Raw genomic sequence first — 17714 nt, 5'->3', positions numbered from 1 at the left:
TCAGCTTCCTTCCCATTGCGCCCGGGCACCGGCCAGGGCGGGATATTTCGGCATGTCGGCGGTCAATTTGCCCAGCGCCATGCGGCGCAGCCGGGCCAGCAGCCCGGGGGTGGCAAGATCGGCCTCTCCCGCCAGCAATTGCGCGGCCAGCGCGGCATCAGTAGCGGCGGGGCGCTGGTCAAGTTCGCGCGCGACGATCCCCAGCGCGTTGCGCGCCACCGCCAGATCGAACTTGCCGCGGCCCGCAACCAGCGGCTTGATTTCGGCATTGAGCCATTCGGACACCGCGGTCAGGATCTCCGCCCCGCTCGGCTCGCCGCTGCCCGGCTCAAGCGGCGCAGTGGCCGGCGGCAGCGGCCGGGCCCGCTCAGCCTTGGGCGCCAGGTCTTCGAGCAGCAGCAGCAGGTCGAGTTCCTGTTCGGCAGTGCGGCGGGCGACCACCACCCGTTCGACCGAGCGATCATGCCCGGCCCGCCAGAACCCGCCCATCTGCAGGCAGCCCAGCGCCCACCAGAAGGTGCGGTAGATCGTCCAAAACCGGAACCGTTCGGGATCGAAGCGCTCACCCCCGGCGGCCTCGTAGGCGGCGACCAGCTCCCCGATCGAGGTCAGGCCGTAACCGGGCCGATCGGGCCGCGAAAAGCGCCAGACGGTCATGCAGCCAAAGGCCAGATCCTCGTGCCAGTCACCCAGATGCGCCAGTTCCCAGTCGAGCACCCCGGTCAGCCGGCCCTGATCGAACATCAGGTTGCCCAGGCGGAAATCGCCGTGGACCAGCCGGGGAGCGGTTGGCGGCGGCACGTTCGCCTCCAGCCAGCGCAGCGCCAGGGCCAGGATCGGCCGGTCGCCGCCATAGGCCAGGAAGCGGCTGCGCAGCTCACCCAGCGCGTCGCGGGTGTCCATCAGCGGCACGGCGAGGCCGGTGCAGTCGGTCCGGTGCGTGGCGACCAGTTCGCGCGCGATATCGTGGATCGCCACCGCCGGATCGGCTTCGGCCAGGAACAGGTTGGGATCGGGCGATCCGGGAATCGCCCGCATGACATAGCCCGAACCGATCCCGTCGCCTGCGTCCAGTTCGACCAGCACTTCGGGCGCCATCACCCCGGCGGCATGCGCGGCGCGGATCAGCGCGGCTTCGGCGTGGTGGTCCATCGGCCGGCCGGCCATCATTTCAAGCGAGGGTGCGCGGCGCAGCACGCAGGTTTCGGCACCGGCGGCAAAGCGCCAGCTTTCCATGTTGGCACCGCCGGACAGCCGTTCCATCGACTGCGGAGCCGGAAGGCCGATGCGCCCCAGCGCCCTTGCCAGTCCCTGCTCCAGCGCGGTGCTCACCTGCCGATCCTCCGTTCCATCCGCCACAGGTTTAATCGGGCGATTAAAAAGATCAAGGCAGTGCGCGAGCGAGGCAAAGAAAAGGGGCGCCAGGTTTCCCTGACGCCCCCAATTCTTGTGCCGTTAGGCGAAGATTACATCTTCTTGGCAGCTTCTTCAGCAGCCTTGGCAGCGTCGCCAGCAGCGTCGGCAGCGCCGGCAGCAGCGTCAGCACCAGCAGCGGCAGCGCTCGAAACGGCGTCAGCACCGGCCTTGGCGGCGTCGGCACCAGCAGCAGCAGCTTCCGAACCGGCAGCGGCAGCGTCCGAAGCGGCGTCGGTGGCAACTTCCGAAGCAGCGGCAACGGCTTCGTCAGCTTCCTTGCCCTTGCAGGCCGAGAGCGAGAGAGCGGCGCCAGCGACGGCAGCGGCGAGAATGATCTTGCGCATGTATGGTAATCCTTGAACAGCGAGTGGACCACGCCTGGCACAAAGCCAGACGGAAAGCCTACCTTGGTGGTAGACTTCGGCGCCTCAAATAATGCCCTTCGCACGACTATGCAAGCGATAGTCGCGTGACATCGGGACAATGGCGCAATTGCGCACTTTTGCAAATCTGGACCGCAATTGTGGCAAGGTCATGACGGCCCGGTCGCGGCGGTCAGAACCGTTGATTCGCGCCTTACCCTGCGCCCAAAGGCCTGCTAACCATCGGCAGATGGAAGCCAAGCAGCATCTCTACCTGGTCGATGGTTCGGCCTATATTTTCCGCGCCTATCACCGCCTTCCGCCGCTGACCAACCCGCAGGGCGTCCCGGTCGGCGCGGTCTATGGCTATACCACCATGCTGTGGAAGCTGGCCGACGATCTCAACAAGGCCGATGGCCCCACCCACCTGGCAGTGATCCTTGATGCTTCGGGCAAGTCGTTCCGCAACGAGATCTTCGCCGATTACAAGGCCAACCGCCCGCCCCCGCCCGAAGACCTGAAGCCGCAGTTTCCGCTGATCCGCGACGCGACCCGCGCCTTCAGCCTGCCCTGCATCGAGGAAACCGGGCTTGAGGCCGATGACCTGATCGCCTCCTACGCCCATGCCGCGACCGAGCGCGGCTGGGACGTGACGATCGTTTCGTCCGACAAGGACCTGATGCAGCTGGTCGGCCCGGACGGGAACGGCGGGCATATCGACATGCTCGACACCATGAAGAATGTCCGGATCGACATTCCCGAGGTTGAGGAAAAGTTCGGCGTCCCGCCGGGCCTGGTCGGCGATGTCCTGGCCCTGATGGGCGACGCGGTGGACAATGTCCCCGGCATCCGCGGGATCGGCCCCAAGACCGCGACCAAGCTGATCCAGGAGCATGGCAGCCTGGAAGCCGCATTGGCCGCCGCGCCGGACATGAAGCCTTCGAAAATGCGCGACAGCCTGATCGAGCATGCCGAAATGGCGCGGCTCAGCCGGGTGCTGGTGCAGCTGAAGGAAGATTGCCCGCTGCCGGTGCCGCTGGATGATTTCAAGCTGGGCGAGGTTCCGCCCGATCCGCTGGCCGCGTTCCTGGCCGAACACGGCTTCAACTCGCTGCTCAAGCGACTGGGCGACGGGCGCGGCAGCCCGGAACGCAAGGTCGATCTCAACCCGGCCAAGCCGGTCACCGCCGGGGTTTCGGCCGCGCCGGCGGGCAATCGCCAGCCCTTGCCCGACCTGCCGCCGATCGATCGCAGCAAGTACGAATGCGTGCAGACCACCGCCGCGCTCGATGCCTGGATCGAACGCGCCTTCGCCGCGCGGCTGGTGGCCTTTGACACCGAAACCAGCGCGCTTGATGCGATCGGCGCCGATCTGGCCGGGATCAGCCTTTGCACCGGGGCAGGGCAGGCCTGCTACATCCCGCTGGGCCACGGCGGCACCGACATGTTTGCTGAAAAGCCGCAGCAGGTGCCGCTGGCCGAAGCGATCGCGCGGCTCAAACCGCTGCTGGAAAGCGACGCGGTGCTCAAGGTCGGGCAGAACGCCAAGTACGATCTCAACGTGCTGGCCCGGCACGGCATCGCGGTTGGCCCGATCGACGATACCATGGTGATGAGCTTCGACCTCGACGCCGGGCGCCAGATCGACGGGATCGGCGGCGGGCACGGGATGGACGAGCTGAGCCAGCGCCACCTCGGACACACTCCGCTGGCCTTCAAGGACCTGTGCGGCACCGGCAAGAAGGCGATCCCCTTCACCGAAGTGCCGATCGACCGCGCGACCGAGTACGCCGCCGAGGATGCCGAGGTAACCTGGCGGCTGCACCGGCTCCTGAAGCCGCGCCTGTCGGACGAGGCCGCGACCCGCGTCTATGAACGCGTCGATCGCCCGCTGGTGCCGGTGGTGGCGCAGATGGAGCGCCACGGGATCAAGGTTGACCGCGAACGGCTGGCCGGGCTTTCAGCCACTTTCGCCGAAGAGATCGGCAAGCTGGAGGGCGAGATTCACGCGCTGGCCGGGCAGCCTTTCACCATCGGCAGCCCCAAGCAACTGGGCGAAATCCTGTTCGACAAGCTGGGCTACAAGGGCGGCAAGAAGGGCAAGACCGGGCAGTATTCCACCGACCAGTCGGTGCTTGAACGGCTCGACGGCGAAGGCGCGCCGGTGGCCAGCAAGGTGCTCGAATGGCGCCAGCTGTCGAAGCTGCGCTCAACCTATACCGAGGCGCTGCAGGAAGCGATCAGCCCGCTGACCGGGCGGGTCCACACCAGCTACAGCCTGGTTGGCGCGCAAACCGGGCGGCTCTCCTCGACCGAGCCCAACCTGCAGAACATCCCGATCCGCACCGAGATCGGCCGCCAGATCCGCGAGGCTTTCGTGGCCGAACCGGGTAACGTGCTGCTCGCCGCCGACTACAGCCAGATCGAGCTGCGGCTGGCTGCGCATATGGCCGATGTGCCCGAACTGAAGGCCGCGTTCGCTGCCGGTGAAGACATCCACGCCCGCACCGCGCAGGAAATGTTCGGCGAGGTCAACCGCGACACCCGCGGCCGCGCCAAGACGGTCAACTTCGCGATCCTCTATGGCATCAGCCGCTGGGGCCTGGCCGCGCGGCTGGGCGTGACCCCCGAAGAGGCGCAGGGCACGATCGACCTCTATTTCCAGCGCTTTCCGGGGATCCAGCGCTATATCCAAGATACGCTGGCATCGGTGCGCGAATGCGGATTTTCCGAGACCCTGTTCGGCCGCAAGTGCTGGTTCCCCCGCATCGGCTCACCCAACCAGGCCGAACGCCAGGGCAGCGAACGCGCCGCGATCAACGCCCCGATCCAGGGCACCAGCGCCGATATCATCAAGCGCGCGATGGCCCGGATGATGCCCGCGCTGACCGAAGCCGGCCTCAGCCACGTGCGGATGCTGCTGCAGGTCCACGACGAACTGGTGTTCGAACTGCCCGAAAGCGATGTCGCTGCGGCCAGCGATGTAATCCGCAGCGTGATGGCAGGCGCGGCCGAACCGGCGGTGAAGCTGTCAGTCCCGCTGGGGGTGGAGATCGGGACGGGGGCAAGCTGGGGGGCGGCGCACTAAGCGCTCCCCCAGCCGGGACATCATCCGTGCTTCTTGTCCCGCGTCGATTCGACCATGCCCGGGGCGAGGAAGCCCAGCGGGGTGAGGTTGACCGCCGCCGCGCGCTTTTTGAGCTCACCCTTCATCCGGGCGTATTCGGCCTCCATTTCGGGGGTCACCGTGGCGCGCGAATCTGCCAGTGCTGCGGCGAAGTCCTCGGCGGTGACCTGCTTGGCCTTGGCCCCGCGGGTGCGGATCGCGACCATGCCGGCGCGGCGGACCACGTCTTCCAGATCGGCACCGGTGAAGCGTTCGGCCTCCGCCGCGATGGCCGCCAGATCGACGTCCTTGGCCAGTGGCATCCGCGCGGTGTGGATCCCCAGGATATGCTCACGCCCCTTCGCATCGGGGGTGCCGACATAGACCAGCTCGTCGAGCCGGCCCGGACGCAGCAGCGCCGGATCGACCAGCGTCGGGCGGTTGGTCGCGCCGACCACCACCACCGATGACAGTTCCTCCATCCCATCCATTTCGGCCAGGATCGTGTTGACCACCCGCGCGGTGACCTGCGGCTCGTTCGCGCCAGAACCGCGCGCCGGGACAAGGCTGTCGATCTCGTCGATGAACACCACGCAAGGCGCAACCTGGCGGGCGCGGGCGAACAGGCGGCTGATCTGCTGTTCGCTTTCGCCGTACCATTTGCTGAGGAGGTCGCTCGACTTGATCGAGATGAAGTTCGCCTCGCTTTCCTTGGCGACCGCCTTGGCGAGCAGGGTCTTGCCGGTGCCCGGCGGGCCATAGAGTAGAAAGCCCTTGGCCGGGCGGATCCCCAGCCGGCGGAACGCCTCGGGGTTCTTCAGCGGCAGTTCGATCCCTTCCTGCAGTTTCAGCTGCGCCTCGTCCGCGCCGCCGATATCGGCCCAGCCGACGTTCGGGACCTGGACCATCACCTCGCGCATCGCCGAAGGCTGGACGCGTTTGAGAGCATTGAGAAAGTCGTCGCGGGTAACGGTCAGGCTTTCGAGCACATCGGGCGGGATGGTCTGCGCTTCCAGATTGAGCTGCGGCATGATCCGCCGCACCGCGTCCATCGCCGCCTCGCGCGCCAGCGCGCCCAGATCGGCCCCGACGAAGCCGTGCGTGGTGCGCGCCAGCTCATCCAGATCGACCCCTTCGGCCAGCGGCATGCCGCGGGTGTGGATCCCCAGGATCTCGCGCCGGCCGCTTTCATCGGGCACGCCGACCACGATCTCGCGGTCGAACCGGCCCGGGCGGCGCAGCGCCTCGTCCAGCGCATCGGGGCGGTTGGTCGCGGCGATCACCACGATATTGGCCCCGGTGCTGAGCCCGTCCATCAGGGTCAGCAGCTGGGCAACCAGTCGCTTTTCGGCCTCGCCGGGGGTGCCCGAACGCTTGGGCGCAATCGAATCGATCTCGTCGATGAAGACGATCGAGGGCGCGGCCTTGGCCGCCTCCTCGAACACCTCGCGCAGCCGCCGCTCGCTTTCGCCATAGGCAGAGCCCATGATCTCGGGCCCGTTGATCGCGAAGAAGCTCGCCTCGCTCTCGTTGGCCACGGCGCGGGCCAGCCGGGTCTTGCCGGTGCCCGGCGGGCCGTGCAGCAGCACCCCCTTGGGCGGATCGACGCCAAGCCGGGTGAACAGTTCGGGATAGCGCAGCGGCAGCTCGACCATTTCGCGCAGCTGGCGGATCGTATCGCCCATCCCGCCGACATCGTCATAGTTCACATCGCCGCGATGCCCGCGCGCCTCCTCGAACTCCTCGCGCAGTTCCACCTCGGTGTGCTCGTCGATGTGGACCACGCCCTTGGGCACGGTCGAGACCACGGTCAGGCGGATCTGGGTCAGCGAAAAGGCCGGGGCGTTGAACATCCGCGCGACTTCGGGCGGCATGTCGCGCACCTGCTGCTGGCCGGTGGTGGCGACCAGATCGCCCGCCACCAGCGCCCGGCCAAAGAAATTGCGCTTGAGCGCCTCGCCTGGGCCCTGCAACCGCATCTCGCGCATCGCCGGGGCAAAGATCACACGCTGGGCGGGCTTGCTGGCGGCCTTGCGAACCTGGACATGATCGCCCGAGCCAACCTCGGCATTGGCGCGCTGGAGGCCGTCGAGCCGGATCACTTCCAGCCCCTCGTCCTCCGGATAGGGCGCCTGGACCCGCGCGACCGTGGCGCGCTTGCCTTCGATCTCGATCACATCGCCCTCGGTCACCCCCAGCGCCGACAGCGCCGAACGCGGCAGGCGGGCAAAGCCATTGCCGCTTTCCTCCTGACGGGCGGCTGCGACCTGGAGTTTGATCGACTTTTCGGGACTATCGGCCATGACCTTGCGCTCTTCCTTGCTCGACTCTGCCGGCGAATGCAGCCGGAAAGCGAAGCTAGGAACTGGTTGCGGCAATTGCAAATTCGCGCGCGCCAGACAGGCTGAACTGGACGAAAAAAGCCGGGCCATTGCTGGCCTGGCGCCCTCCCTGGAGGGACGAAAAAAGGGCCGGGTCATTGCTGACCTGGCGCCCTCCCGGGAGGGATGAAAAAAAAGGCCGGGTCATTGCTGACCCGGCCTTGGGAAGTTTTTGGGAGAGGATGCCTGAAAGGCAGGCTCTAAATGGCGGCAGGCCGCTTTTTGTGCAAGTGCGAAAAGGTCATTGCATGTTGCAGAATTTGCAACGGCTGTTCATTTTCGCTCAAGATCGGCGGAATTTCAGGAAAAAACGGTCGGTTTCACCGCGATTTGCGGAGGCTAACACCCCCGCAGCAGGGTTACCTTCGCTGCGGCGCAACATATCGCGCCCGGCTTCGAGCACGAAGCCGGGCGCCATCATGGCGGCTTTGATCCGCCCGGATTGCCCGCCCGGGCCGCCCAATGTCCTTTCCACTCACGTGGAGGCAACACCGGGCCGGGCGAGCGGGCCGGTGCTGCGCTGTTTCAAGCCAGGCTGAAACAGCCGCTAATGCGCCAGCAGCAGCGCCGGGGCGGCCTCGTCCTCAAGGAAATAGCGCGTCACCCCGCCGAACAGGAATTCGCGCACTCGGCTGTGGCCATAGGCCCCCATCACCAGCAGCTGCGCACCCTGCCGGGCCACTTCGCGGGCCAGCGTTTCCTCGATCGAGCTGCCCTTCTGCAGTTCGACCAGCTCGGCCTTGATCCCGTGCCGGGCAAGATAGCGCAGGGCATCGGTGGCCGGGAAGCCGCCCGCCGCCTCGTCGCTGACGGTCAGCACCGTCACGCTGGCGCAACCGGCCAGCAGCGGCACCGCGCTGCGCAGCGCCAGCGCCGACTGGTCGCCACCATCCCAGGCAATGCAGGCCGATGCCAGCGGCAGCCGCAGCGGCTGGTCTTCGGGCAGGACCAGCACCGGGCAGCGCGCTTCGACCGCCAGATCGCCGGCAAAGCCGCAGCCGCGCGAAACCACCGCCAGATCGGCCAGCCGGGCCGCGCTGGCCATCGCTTCGATCGGGGCGGTTTCGAACTTGGCGACATCGAACGGGACATCGTCATTGGCCAGCCGGCCTTCGAACAGTTCGGCCAGGGCATCGTCCTCGGCCACGGCGGCTTCCAGCGCCTCGCGGGCGATATAGGTGCCGCCATAGGGATCGACGGTGACGAAGCGGTCAACCGGGGTGTCGATCAGCAAGGTGACATGGCCTTCGCGGGCCCGCGCCACTTCCATCGCGCTATCGAGCCGGACGCCGTTCTGAGGATCGCGGCCGGTATGGACCAGAATCGAACGCATGGCAGTTCTCCCTTCAACAATGGAATCATGCAGGCCCTGCGGCGATCATACCATGATTTGCGTCAATCGGCACGCTTGCACCGGCCCGCGCAATGCGCCACTGCCCCTTGGCAGGAAACAGGGAGAATGGCGTGGGCGAGCGGCGTTTTGATGCGGTGATTTTCGATTTCGGCGGGGTGATCACGGCCTCGCCCTTCGAAGCGTTCAACCGGCTGGAAGAGGAACGCGGGCTGCCGGCCAACTTCATCCGCACGGTCAACGCCACCAACCCCCACGACAACGCCTGGGCGCGGTTCGAACGCGCCGAGATCGACGCGCGCACCTTTGACGTGCTGTTCGAGGCCGAGGCCGAAGCGCTGGGCCATTCGATCGAGGGCCGCGCGGTGCTGGCGGTGCTGTCCGGATCGATCCGCCCGGCGATGGTCCGCGCGCTCGACCAGCTGGCCGGGGCCGGATACCGCCTCGCCTGCATCACCAACAATGTCCCCGCCGGCCACGGCGCCGGCATGGCCCGCAGCGGCGATGCCAAGGACGCCTATGAACAGGTCTTCGCCCGGTTCGAGCAGGTGATCGAAAGCAGCAAGGCCGGGGTGCGCAAGCCCGACCCCCGGATCTACATGATGATGTGCGAGCTGCTGGGGCTCGACGCCGCGCGCTGCATCTACCTCGACGACCTGGGCATCAACTGCAAACCCGCCGCGACGCTGGGCATGGCCGCGATCAAGGTGACCAGCGGGGACCAGGCGCTGGGCGAGCTGGGGGCGTTGTTGGGGATGGAGTTGGGGTGAGGGTAGGATGCTTCCAAGGTTTGGGTTGAAGAGTTAGGTGGATTATGCGCCTGTCACCAATTCCATGCAAATTCAATGCGGCTTGATCTTCTATGTTTGTGTTCATCGACGAGAGTGGCGATCCGGGATTCAAGTTGGACAGGGGATCGACGCCGATCTTCGCGGCAGCAATGGTTGTGTTTGAATCGAAGGAAGCGGCGCAGCATGCTGATGCGGTAATTCGGCAGGCTCTTGTCGATTTACGGGCGGCACCCGAATTCAAGTTCAACAAGTCTCGCGATCAAGTGCGGGATGGCTTCTTCGCTGCGGTTGCCGATTGCGATTTTTGCGTTCGCGCGATTGTGGTACGCAAAGAGATCATTCATTCGGATCGCCTGCGGTCGGAAAAGGAAGAATTCTACCGCTTTTTCGTGAAGAACATGGTTAAGTATGACGGCGGACTCCTGCACGATGCCAAGGTCATTATCGACGGCTCAGGAGAACGCGTCTTTCAACAAGACCTCCAGCGTCATTTGAAAAAGCATGCCGATGGCGGGATCAAGAGCGTTAAGTTTGCTGCCAGTCATCGCGACCCGCTGGTGCAGCTTGCCGATATGTCGGTAGGAGCGGTCGCACGGTCGTTCCGGAAGGACAGGAAAAACTCGGACAGATGGCGTCAGCAGCTAGGTCGCAAGTTGCAGGATGTTTGGGAATTTGGCTGAAAATTGCGCTCCGAATCCCTATCCCATGTCCATGGGCACGCACACCATCCGGTGACAGTTCGGGAATTCGGAGCGACTTGACGTTTGAATATATACCATTCTGAGCGTGAATTTTCAATGAAATTATGTTTGGGGAAATGAACGCCACAATTCGCGCAATCATAGAAGCAAATTTAAGACGCTTCCCGATCGGGTCCTCAATCACCCTCACAGCGCGTTCAATCCTAACGAGGTGGTAGTTGCGGCAACAGTTGCATAGCCTCCACCCCCTTTCCTACACCCCCCAAACCTGCCATCCTCCCGCCTCACCCGAGAGCCGCGCCGCCCAGCGCGGCTTTTGTGCTTTTTGGTCCAGGGCTCTATGGCGGTGTTTAAGATGCGCGCAGGATGTGTTTCATCAACTTGCATTTGCTGCAACCGGGCCAGCGTTTGTTGCAATTGCCAGCCTGGCGGGCTTCTCCTAGGCCGCCCGGATTCGTGAACGGGGAGAGACGATGCGAAAGATCTATCCGGATGCCCGGGCCGCGCTTGATGGCCTGCTGAGCGACGGCATGCTGATTGCCAGCGGCGGCTTTGGCCTGTGCGGCATTCCCGACCGGCTGCTTGATGCGGTGCGCGATTCGGGGGTGAAGGACCTGACCTTCGTTTCCAACAACGCCGGGATCGATGGCGAGGGGATCGGCAAGCTGCTGCGCACGCGGCAGGTGAAGAAGATGATCTCAAGCTATGTGGGTGAGAACAAGGAGTTCGAGCGCCAGTACCTGTCGGGTGAGCTGGAAGTCGAATTCTGCCCGCAGGGCACCCTGGCCGAACGGATGCGCGCCGGCGGCGCGGGCATTCCGGGGTTCTATACCAAGACCGGGGTCGGCACGCTGGTGGCCGAGGGCAAGGAGAGCAAGGTCTTTGGCGGCGAGGAATATATCCTCGAAGCCGGGATCTTTGCCGATCTGGCCTTGGTCAAGGCGTGGAAGGCCGACACCACCGGCAATGTCGTGTTCCGCAAGACCGCGCGCAATTTCAACGTGCCGGCGGCAACCTGCGGCAAGGTCTGCGTGGTTGAGGTGGAAGAGATCGTCCAGCCGGGCCAGCTCGATCCCGATGCGATCCATCTGCCGGGGGTCTATGTCCACCGCCTGATCGATGGCAGCCCCTATGACAAGAAGATCGAATTCCGCACCACTCGCACCACGGATGTCGGCTGATGACCCAACATGACCATATCGCCCAGGGCTGGAGCCGCGACCAGATGGCGGCGCGCGCCGCGCAGGAATTGCAGGACGGGTTCTATGTGAACCTGGGGATCGGCATCCCCACGCTGGTCGCCAACCACGTGCCCGCGGGCATGACCGTGACGCTGCAGAGCGAAAACGGCATGCTGGGGATCGGCCCCTTCCCGACCGAGGACGCGATCGACGCCGACCTGATCAATGCCGGCAAGCAGACGATCAGCGAGCTGCCGCATTCGGCCTATTTCGACAGCGCGACCAGCTTTGCGATGATCCGCGGCGGCAAGATCGACCTGACCGTGCTGGGCGGGATGGAAGTGAGCGAGAACGGCGACATCGCCAACTGGATGGTGCCCGGCAAGATGATCAAGGGCATGGGCGGGGCGATGGACCTGGTCGCGGGCGTCAAGAAGATCATCGTGGTGATGGAACACTGCGCCAAGGACGGCAGCCCCAAATTCATTCCGGCCTGCACCCTGCCGCTGACCGGGCGCAATGTGGTCGACATGATCATCACCGATCTGGCGGTGTTCCAGCGGAGCGATCACCAGAGCCCGTTCCGGCTGATCGAGCTGGCCCCGGGGGTCAGCGCCGAACAGGTCGCGGCGCGGACGACGGCGCATTTTGTCGCCTAGGGTTTCTGGCGGCAGCGGGTCCGGCTGGCTGAGCGCCGGCGGCTGGCTGTCGCTGCTCGCCAGCGGCCTGCACCTGGGCTGCATCGCCGGCGGGCCGGACTGGTATCGCTTTTTCGGCGCCGGGGAAGGAATCGCCCAGGCCGCCGAACGCGGCGAATGGACGCCCGCGCTGCTGACCGTGGCGATAGCCGCGATCCTGGCGATCTGGGCCGCCTATGCCTTGGCCGGAGCGGGGCGAATTCGCCGCCTGCCACTGCTGCGGACGGGCCTGGTGACGATCAGCGCGGTCTATCTGCTGCGCGGACTGGCGGTGCTGCAGCCGCAGCTGTGGCGGCCAGATCTGAGTGACACCTTCAAGCTGTGGTCGTCGCTGATCGTGCTGGGCTATGGCCTGGCCTATGCGATCGGAACCTGGCGGGCCTGGCCGCGGCTCAGGCCTTAATCAGGCGGTTAATTTGCCTTGCGGCCAGCCGCGCTGCGGGCAATGATCCCTCCGATCGAGGAGAGAATCATGGACAACACAGTCTGCCGCCTGACCGGGTGCGAGTTTCCGCTGTTTGCCTTCAGCCACTGCCGCGATGTGGTGGTCGCGGTCAGCAAGGCGGGCGGTTTCGGCGTGCTGGGGGCGACCCGCTTCACGCCTGAGCAGCTTGAGGAAGAGCTGGCCTGGATCGACGAGCACATCGACGGCGCGCCCTATGGCGTCGATGTGCTGGTCCCCGAAACGATCGATCCGCGCGTTGCCGAATTTGCCGACAACGCCGCGCGCGCTGCGGCGATTTCGGATGAGCACCGCAGGTTCACCGCCGACCTGCTGGGCCGCTACGGGGTTGAGGTATCGCCGGGCGAGGTGGTGCATTACGAGGGCCGCGCCGGGATCACGCCCGAAAACGGCTATGCCCAGATGGAAGTCGCCTTTCGTCACCCGATCCGGCTGATCGCCAATGCGCTGGGGATCGCTCCGCCCCGGATGATCGAGGAAGGCAAGCGGCGCGGGGTGCCGGTTGCTGCGCTGGTCGGGGCCAAGGAACACGCCTTGCGCCAGGCCGCAGCCGGGGTCGATATCATCGTCGCCCAGGGCACCGAAGCGGGCGGCCACTGCGGCGAGGTTTCGACGCTGGTGCTGATCCCCGAAGTGGTCCGCGCGCTGAAGGGGGCGGGACACCATATTCCGGTCTTGGCCGCGGGCGGGATCATGACCGGCGCACAGATGGCCGGGATGATGGCCGCCGGGGCCGAAGGTGCCTGGACCGGGTCGGTCTGGCTCGCCACCACCGAGGCCGAAACCAGCGAGGCCTTCCGCGACAAGATGGTCGCCGCGCGCAGCCGCGACACCGTCCGTTCGAAGAGCCGCACCGGCAAACCCGCGCGCCAACTGCGGACCGCCTGGCACGAGGCCTGGGATGCTCCCGATGGCCCTGGCGCGCTGCCGATGCCGCTGATGGGCATGGTCAGCGAGCCGGCGTTCCGCCGGATCGAGAATGCCGTGGCCAACGGCAACGCGGAGGCCCGCGATCTGGTCAGCTACTTCGTTGGTCAGGGGGTTGGCCTGGTCGATCAGGTGCGCAGCGCCAGGGGCGTGGTCACGGACTTCCGCGAGGAATTCGTCGAAGCGGTCAGCGGGCTGGTCAGCGCGCTTGAATAGCGGCAGGATCAGGCCTGTGATGCAGATCTACCTGATCAAGCCGACGCGCTATGACGATGACGGCTATCCGCTGCAGTGGTGGCGCTCGATCATCCCGTCCAATTCGCTCGCGGTGATGGCCGGGATCGTCGAAGAGGCGCTTGGCCGGGATTGCCTGTCGGGCATGCCGGGCGAGGTTCATGTCATCGACGAGGCCCACCAGAAGGTCGATCCCGGCAGGATCGCGCGTGCTATCCGGCGCAGCGGCGGCCCCGCGCTGATCGGCCTGGTCGGGGTCCAGTCGAACCAGTTCCCCCGCGCACTCGACCTGGCGCGCGAATTTCGCGCCGCCGGCCTGCCGGTCTGCATCGGGGGCTTCCACGTTTCGGGCTCGCTGGCGATGCTGCCGGCCCCGACTCCCGAACTGGCCGAGGCCCAGGCCCTGGGCGCAGCGCTGTTCGCCGGCGAGGCCGAGGGCGGCAGGATTGACGAGGTTCTGCGCGACGCCCGGTCCGGTTCGCTCAAGCCGCTCTACAACCACCTCAAGGCGACGCCCGAGCTGGCCGGGGCGCCGATCCCGCTGATGCCGCCCGAACAGGTCGCCCGCAACATCAACCGCTATGGCAGCTTCGACCTTGGCCGCGGCTGCCCGTTCGAATGCAGTTTCTGCACGATCATCAATGTCCAGGGCCGCAAGAGCCGGTTTCGCACGGCAGACGATCTTGAAGCGATCATCCGCGCCAACGCCGCGATCGGGGTCAACCGCTTCTTCCTGACCGACGACAATTTCGCCCGCAACCGCAACTGGGAGAGCTTGCTCGACCGGCTGATCGCGCTGGCCGGCCAGGGTCAGGCAGTGCGCCTGGCGATCCAGGTCGATACCCTCGCACACCGAATCGATGGCTTCATCGACAAGTGCGTTGCCGCCGGGGCCGACCAGATCTTCATCGGGCTGGAGAACGTCAATTCGGACAACCTCGAGGCGGTCGGCAAGCGCCAGAATCGGGTCGAGGAATACCGCGAGATGTTCCTGGCCTGGAAACGCCATCCGGTGGTGGTCACCTGCGGCTATATCGTGGGGTTCCCCAACGATACCTACGAATCGGTGATGCGCGACATTGCGATCCTCAAGGACGAACTGCCGGTCGATACGCTTTACCTGAATTACCTGACGCCGCTGCCCGGCAGCGAAGACCATCGCCGGATGGCCGCCGCGGGGGAATGGATGGATCCCGATCTGTCGCGCTATGATCTCAACCACCGGGTTACCCACCACCCGCGGATGAGCGATGAGGAATGGGAGCGCGCCTATCGCGACGCGCATGCCGCATTCTACGAATGGTCGCACATGGAACGGATCCTGCGGCGAATGGCCGCGCTGGGCTCGAACAAGAAGCTGACCACGGTCAACCGTCTGCTGGCCTATCGCGAGGCGGTGCGGCTGGAAGGCGTGGCCAAGCTTGAATCCGGCTATGTCCGGATCCGCCGCCGCCGCCAGCGCCGCCACGGCTTGCCGCGCGAAGCGGCCTGGCGGTTCTATCCCTGGCATTGGGGGCAGGTCGCGCACGCGCTGGCTGGCAGCCTGGTGACACTGATCAGATTGCGGCTCCTCCTGCGGCGGGTGCTGCGCGATCCGCAGCGGCTGGCCTATGTCGATTCGGCGATCACGCAGGTCCGGACCGGACCTCAAGATCCACTGCTGCACGAAACTCGCGGCACCGCCCATTCGGATCGTCGCCAGGCCCGTCAGCGAACGCACGAACCCATCGCCTGAGCAGGTTGACGGCTCAGCCCGCGAGCCTAGGAAAGCCGCATGACCTACACCCTGATCACTGCGAACCGGAACTATTCGAGCTGGTCTTTGCGCCCATGGCTGCTGATGAAGGCGCTGGGCATTGCTTTCGAAGATCGGCTCGAACCGTTTGCAAAGCCTGACAACTACGATGATTTCCGCGCCTTTTCGCCCACCGGGCAAGTGCCGGTGCTGATCGACGGCCGCCATGTGATCGCGGATTCGCTGGCAATCGCGCTTTATCTGGCCGACCGCCACCAGGGCATCTGGCCCGCCGAAGCGGAAGCGCGGATCTTTGCCCAGGGCGCGGTCGCCGAAATGCATGGCGGGTTCGGGCACCTGCGCAACGATTGCACCATGAACGTCGGCGTGCGGGTTTCCCCCAAGCCGATGAGCGAGGGGCTGAAACGCAATGTCGAGCGGGTGCGCGAGATCTTCGAGACCGGCCTGTCACGCTTTGGCGGGCCGTGGCTGGCGGGGCCGGAATTCAGCGCCGCCGATGCCTTCTATGCCCCCGTGGCGTTCCGCATTCGCACCTATGGCCTCGACGTTGGCATGGGGCAGGCCTGGGTCGATCACGTACTCGCTCACCCGGCGATGCAGCAATGGGAAGCCGAAGCGCTGGCGGAGAGCTGGCGCGAGGAAGCCCACGAGGCGGAATTGGCGGCGGCAGGGGCGATAACGGCTGATTATCGCGCCGGCTGATCCGGGCGCAGCGCCAGTTCGGCTTGGCTGATCTCGATCACCGGCACTTCCCACGGGTGGAGGGCGACCAGCCAGTCCAGCACCGCTTCGAACTCGGCCTCGGGCGTGGCGGCATCGACGTGGATGGTGACCATCAGGTTGCTTGAGACCTGCGACTGCCCGGCGCTGCCCAGGGTGGGCTGGGCATCCTGCCCCGGCTGGAACAGTTCCCAGCAGGGCGAGACTTCGGCCACCGCCTGGTAGAGGCCAAAATCGCCCAGCGGATTGTCGGCACGCAGCGCCGCCAGCAGTCTGGCGAACGAGGGATCGTCTTCAAGAACCTCGGCCCGGCCGGCCTGCAAGGCGGCCAGGGTCGCGGCTTCGACCGGCCACGACAGTCGCAGCACTCGGACCTTGCGGCGCGAGCGCACGGCGCCTTAGCCCAGCGCCGCCTTCAGATCCTCGACCAGGTCGAGCCGTTCCCACGGGAACAGGTCGCCTTCGCTCTTGCGGCCGAAGTGGCCATAGGCGGCGGTCTTGCGGTAGATCGGCTTGTTGAGCCCCAGATGCGTGCGGATCGCGCGCGGGGTCAGCCCGCCCAGCTTGGGCAGCGCCAGGATCGCCTGTTCGATCGCGGCTTCGGCAACGGTGCCGGTGTCGTGGGTATCGACATAGAGCGAAAGCGGCTCGCTGACCCCGATCGCATAGGCGATCTGGATTGTGCAGCGCGTGGCCAGCCCGGCCGCGACCACGTTCTTGGCGAGGTAGCGGGTGATATAGGCGGCCGAGCGATCGACCTTGGTCGGATCCTTGCCGCTGAACGCGCCGCCGCCGTGCGGGGCCGCGCCACCATAGGTATCGACGATGATCTTGCGCCCCGTAAGGCCGGCATCGCCATCGGGACCGCCGATTTCGAAGCTGCCGGTGGGATTGATATAATAGACGGTGTCGCGCAGCAGCACCGGCGGGATCACTTCGGCCACCACGCGCTTGACATAGGCGTGGAGCTCGGCCTCCCTGTCACCCTCGTCATAGCCGGGGGCGTGCTGGGTCGAGACCACCACCGCAGTCGCGGCAACCGGCAGGCTGCCTTCATAGCGCAGCGTCACCTGGCTCTTGGCGTCAGGCTCAAGAAAAGGGGCCGCGCCCGAATGGCGATCGGCGGCCATGCGTTCGAGGATCTTGTGGCTGTAATAGAGCGTCGCTGGCATCAGGTCTGGCGTTTCGTCGGTGGCGTACCCGAACATGATCCCCTGATCGCCCGCGCCTTCATCCTTGTTGTCGCTGGCATCGACGCCCTGCGCGATATGCGCCGACTGGCCGTGCAGTCGGTTGATGAATTCAAGGCGTTCCCAGTGGAAGCCGTCCTGCTCGTAACCGATCTCGCGCACGGTACGGCGCACCGTGGCTTCGATCTCTTCCTGTGCGCCGGGCGCCCAGGCGCCGTCTTCGAACACGCCCTTGCAACGGATTTCGCCCGCCAGCACCACCAGCTGGGTGGTGGTCAGCGTTTCGCAGGCGATCCGTGCTTCGGGGTCTTTCGAGAGAAACAGATCGACGATCGCATCGGAAATCTGGTCCGAAACCTTGTCGGGATGGCCTTCGGAAACGGATTCGGACGTGAAGAGATAGTCGGTGCGCATTGGGTATCCGATATAAAGAAAGC

Annotated in this window: 15 protein-coding genes; 9 read left to right on the top strand and 6 right to left on the bottom strand. The window is 65.7% G+C overall.

Features of this window, described 5'->3' with window-relative positions:
• Positions 1 to 1332 carry a phosphotransferase gene (locus tag IT549_RS16030; protein ID WP_292974638.1) on the bottom strand — a complete coding sequence of 444 codons (1332 nt, stop codon included), beginning with the start codon at positions 1330 to 1332 and terminating at the stop codon, positions 1 to 3.
• A gap of 134 nt (positions 1333 to 1466) precedes the next feature.
• Positions 1467 to 1760: a hypothetical protein gene (locus tag IT549_RS16025; protein WP_292974637.1), complete on the bottom strand. Its 294-nt coding sequence runs from the start codon at positions 1758 to 1760 to the stop codon at positions 1467 to 1469.
• Positions 1761 to 2028: 268 nt separating this feature from the next.
• Here IT549_RS16025 and polA point away from each other — a divergent pair, with 268 nt between their 5' ends.
• The gene (gene polA / locus IT549_RS16020; protein WP_292974636.1) at positions 2029 to 4866 is read left to right on the top strand and encodes a DNA polymerase I; all 2838 of its coding nucleotides are present in this window, start codon (positions 2029 to 2031) and stop codon (positions 4864 to 4866) included.
• Positions 4867 to 4886: 20 nt separating this feature from the next.
• Here the strand turns inward: polA and IT549_RS16015 are convergent, their stop codons facing one another.
• Positions 4887 to 7187, bottom strand: a complete 2301-nt coding sequence (locus IT549_RS16015) for a CDC48 family AAA ATPase (RefSeq protein WP_292974635.1) — start codon at positions 7185 to 7187, stop codon at positions 4887 to 4889.
• Positions 7188 to 7812: 625 nt separating this feature from the next.
• Positions 7813 to 8598 (bottom strand): universal stress protein, encoded by a 786-nt coding sequence (locus IT549_RS16010; RefSeq protein ID WP_292974634.1) that lies wholly within the window; start codon positions 8596 to 8598, stop codon positions 7813 to 7815.
• A 131-nt stretch (positions 8599 to 8729) separates the two neighbouring features.
• Between IT549_RS16010 and IT549_RS16005 the strand changes: the two genes are divergently transcribed.
• The 8 genes from IT549_RS16005 to IT549_RS15970 all read left to right on the top strand — a co-directional run bounded on the left by IT549_RS16005 (position 8730) and on the right by IT549_RS15970 (position 16069).
• On the top strand, positions 8730 to 9386 hold the full coding sequence (locus tag IT549_RS16005) for an HAD-IA family hydrolase (protein WP_292974633.1): 657 nt from the start codon (positions 8730 to 8732) through the stop codon (positions 9384 to 9386).
• Positions 9387 to 9478: 92 nt separating this feature from the next.
• Positions 9479 to 10087, top strand: a complete 609-nt coding sequence (locus tag IT549_RS16000) for a DUF3800 domain-containing protein (protein ID WP_292974632.1) — start codon at positions 9479 to 9481, stop codon at positions 10085 to 10087.
• A 494-nt stretch (positions 10088 to 10581) separates the two neighbouring features.
• The gene (locus IT549_RS15995; protein WP_292974631.1) at positions 10582 to 11289 is read left to right on the top strand and encodes a CoA transferase subunit A; all 708 of its coding nucleotides are present in this window, start codon (positions 10582 to 10584) and stop codon (positions 11287 to 11289) included.
• Positions 11289 to 11948, top strand: a complete 660-nt coding sequence (locus tag IT549_RS15990; protein WP_292974630.1) for a CoA transferase subunit B — start codon at positions 11289 to 11291, stop codon at positions 11946 to 11948. The genes IT549_RS15995 and IT549_RS15990 overlap by 1 nt, the downstream gene beginning before the upstream one ends.
• Positions 11938 to 12390 (top strand): hypothetical protein, encoded by a 453-nt coding sequence (locus IT549_RS15985; RefSeq protein WP_292974629.1) that lies wholly within the window; start codon positions 11938 to 11940, stop codon positions 12388 to 12390. The genes IT549_RS15990 and IT549_RS15985 overlap by 11 nt, the downstream gene beginning before the upstream one ends.
• Before the next feature lie 69 nt (positions 12391 to 12459).
• Positions 12460 to 13593 carry a nitronate monooxygenase gene (locus tag IT549_RS15980; protein WP_292974628.1) on the top strand — a complete coding sequence of 378 codons (1134 nt, stop codon included), beginning with the start codon at positions 12460 to 12462 and terminating at the stop codon, positions 13591 to 13593.
• Between the two features lie 19 nt (positions 13594 to 13612).
• On the top strand, positions 13613 to 15346 hold the full coding sequence (locus tag IT549_RS15975) for a radical SAM protein (protein WP_292974627.1): 1734 nt from the start codon (positions 13613 to 13615) through the stop codon (positions 15344 to 15346).
• Positions 15347 to 15385: 39 nt separating this feature from the next.
• Entirely contained in the window at positions 15386 to 16069 is a 684-nt protein-coding gene (locus tag IT549_RS15970) for a glutathione S-transferase family protein (protein ID WP_292974626.1), read from the top strand.
• Here the strand turns inward: IT549_RS15970 and IT549_RS15965 are convergent.
• Both IT549_RS15965 and metK read right to left on the bottom strand, forming a co-directional pair.
• Positions 16054 to 16455 carry a hypothetical protein gene (locus IT549_RS15965; RefSeq protein WP_292974625.1) on the bottom strand — a complete coding sequence of 134 codons (402 nt, stop codon included), beginning with the start codon at positions 16453 to 16455 and terminating at the stop codon, positions 16054 to 16056. The genes IT549_RS15970 and IT549_RS15965 overlap by 16 nt on opposite strands.
• Before the next feature lie 30 nt (positions 16456 to 16485).
• Entirely contained in the window at positions 16486 to 17691 is a 1206-nt protein-coding gene (metK, locus tag IT549_RS15960; protein ID WP_292974624.1) for a methionine adenosyltransferase, read from the bottom strand.
• Positions 17692 to 17714 lie beyond the last annotated feature (23 nt).

The organism is Novosphingobium sp. (genome assembly GCF_020852455.1).
In the GTDB taxonomy this organism is placed as follows: domain Bacteria; phylum Pseudomonadota; class Alphaproteobacteria; order Sphingomonadales; family Sphingomonadaceae; genus Novosphingobium.
This window is presented reverse-complemented; position numbering and strand designations above follow the sequence as displayed.

Excerpts from the sequence above, each read along its gene's own strand:
- IT549_RS16025 (WP_292974637.1), bottom strand. The coding sequence starts at position 1,760 with ATGCGCAAGATCATTCTCGCCGCTGCCGTCGCTGGCGCCGCTCTCTCG.
- IT549_RS16015 (WP_292974635.1), bottom strand. The coding sequence starts at position 7,187 with ATGGCCGATAGTCCCGAAAAGTCGATCAAACTCCAGGTCGCAGCCGCC.
- IT549_RS15975 (WP_292974627.1), top strand. The coding sequence starts at position 13,613 with ATGCAGATCTACCTGATCAAGCCGACGCGCTATGACGATGACGGCTAT.
- IT549_RS15980 (WP_292974628.1), top strand. The coding sequence starts at position 12,460 with ATGGACAACACAGTCTGCCGCCTGACCGGGTGCGAGTTTCCGCTGTTT.
- IT549_RS16010 (WP_292974634.1), bottom strand. The coding sequence starts at position 8,598 with ATGCGTTCGATTCTGGTCCATACCGGCCGCGATCCTCAGAACGGCGTC.
- IT549_RS15970 (WP_292974626.1), top strand. The coding sequence starts at position 15,386 with ATGACCTACACCCTGATCACTGCGAACCGGAACTATTCGAGCTGGTCT.
- IT549_RS15995 (WP_292974631.1), top strand. The coding sequence starts at position 10,582 with ATGCGAAAGATCTATCCGGATGCCCGGGCCGCGCTTGATGGCCTGCTG.
- metK (WP_292974624.1), bottom strand. The coding sequence starts at position 17,691 with ATGCGCACCGACTATCTCTTCACGTCCGAATCCGTTTCCGAAGGCCAT.
- IT549_RS16000 (WP_292974632.1), top strand. The coding sequence starts at position 9,479 with ATGTTTGTGTTCATCGACGAGAGTGGCGATCCGGGATTCAAGTTGGAC.
- IT549_RS15990 (WP_292974630.1), top strand. The coding sequence starts at position 11,289 with ATGACCCAACATGACCATATCGCCCAGGGCTGGAGCCGCGACCAGATG.
- polA (WP_292974636.1), top strand. The coding sequence starts at position 2,029 with ATGGAAGCCAAGCAGCATCTCTACCTGGTCGATGGTTCGGCCTATATT.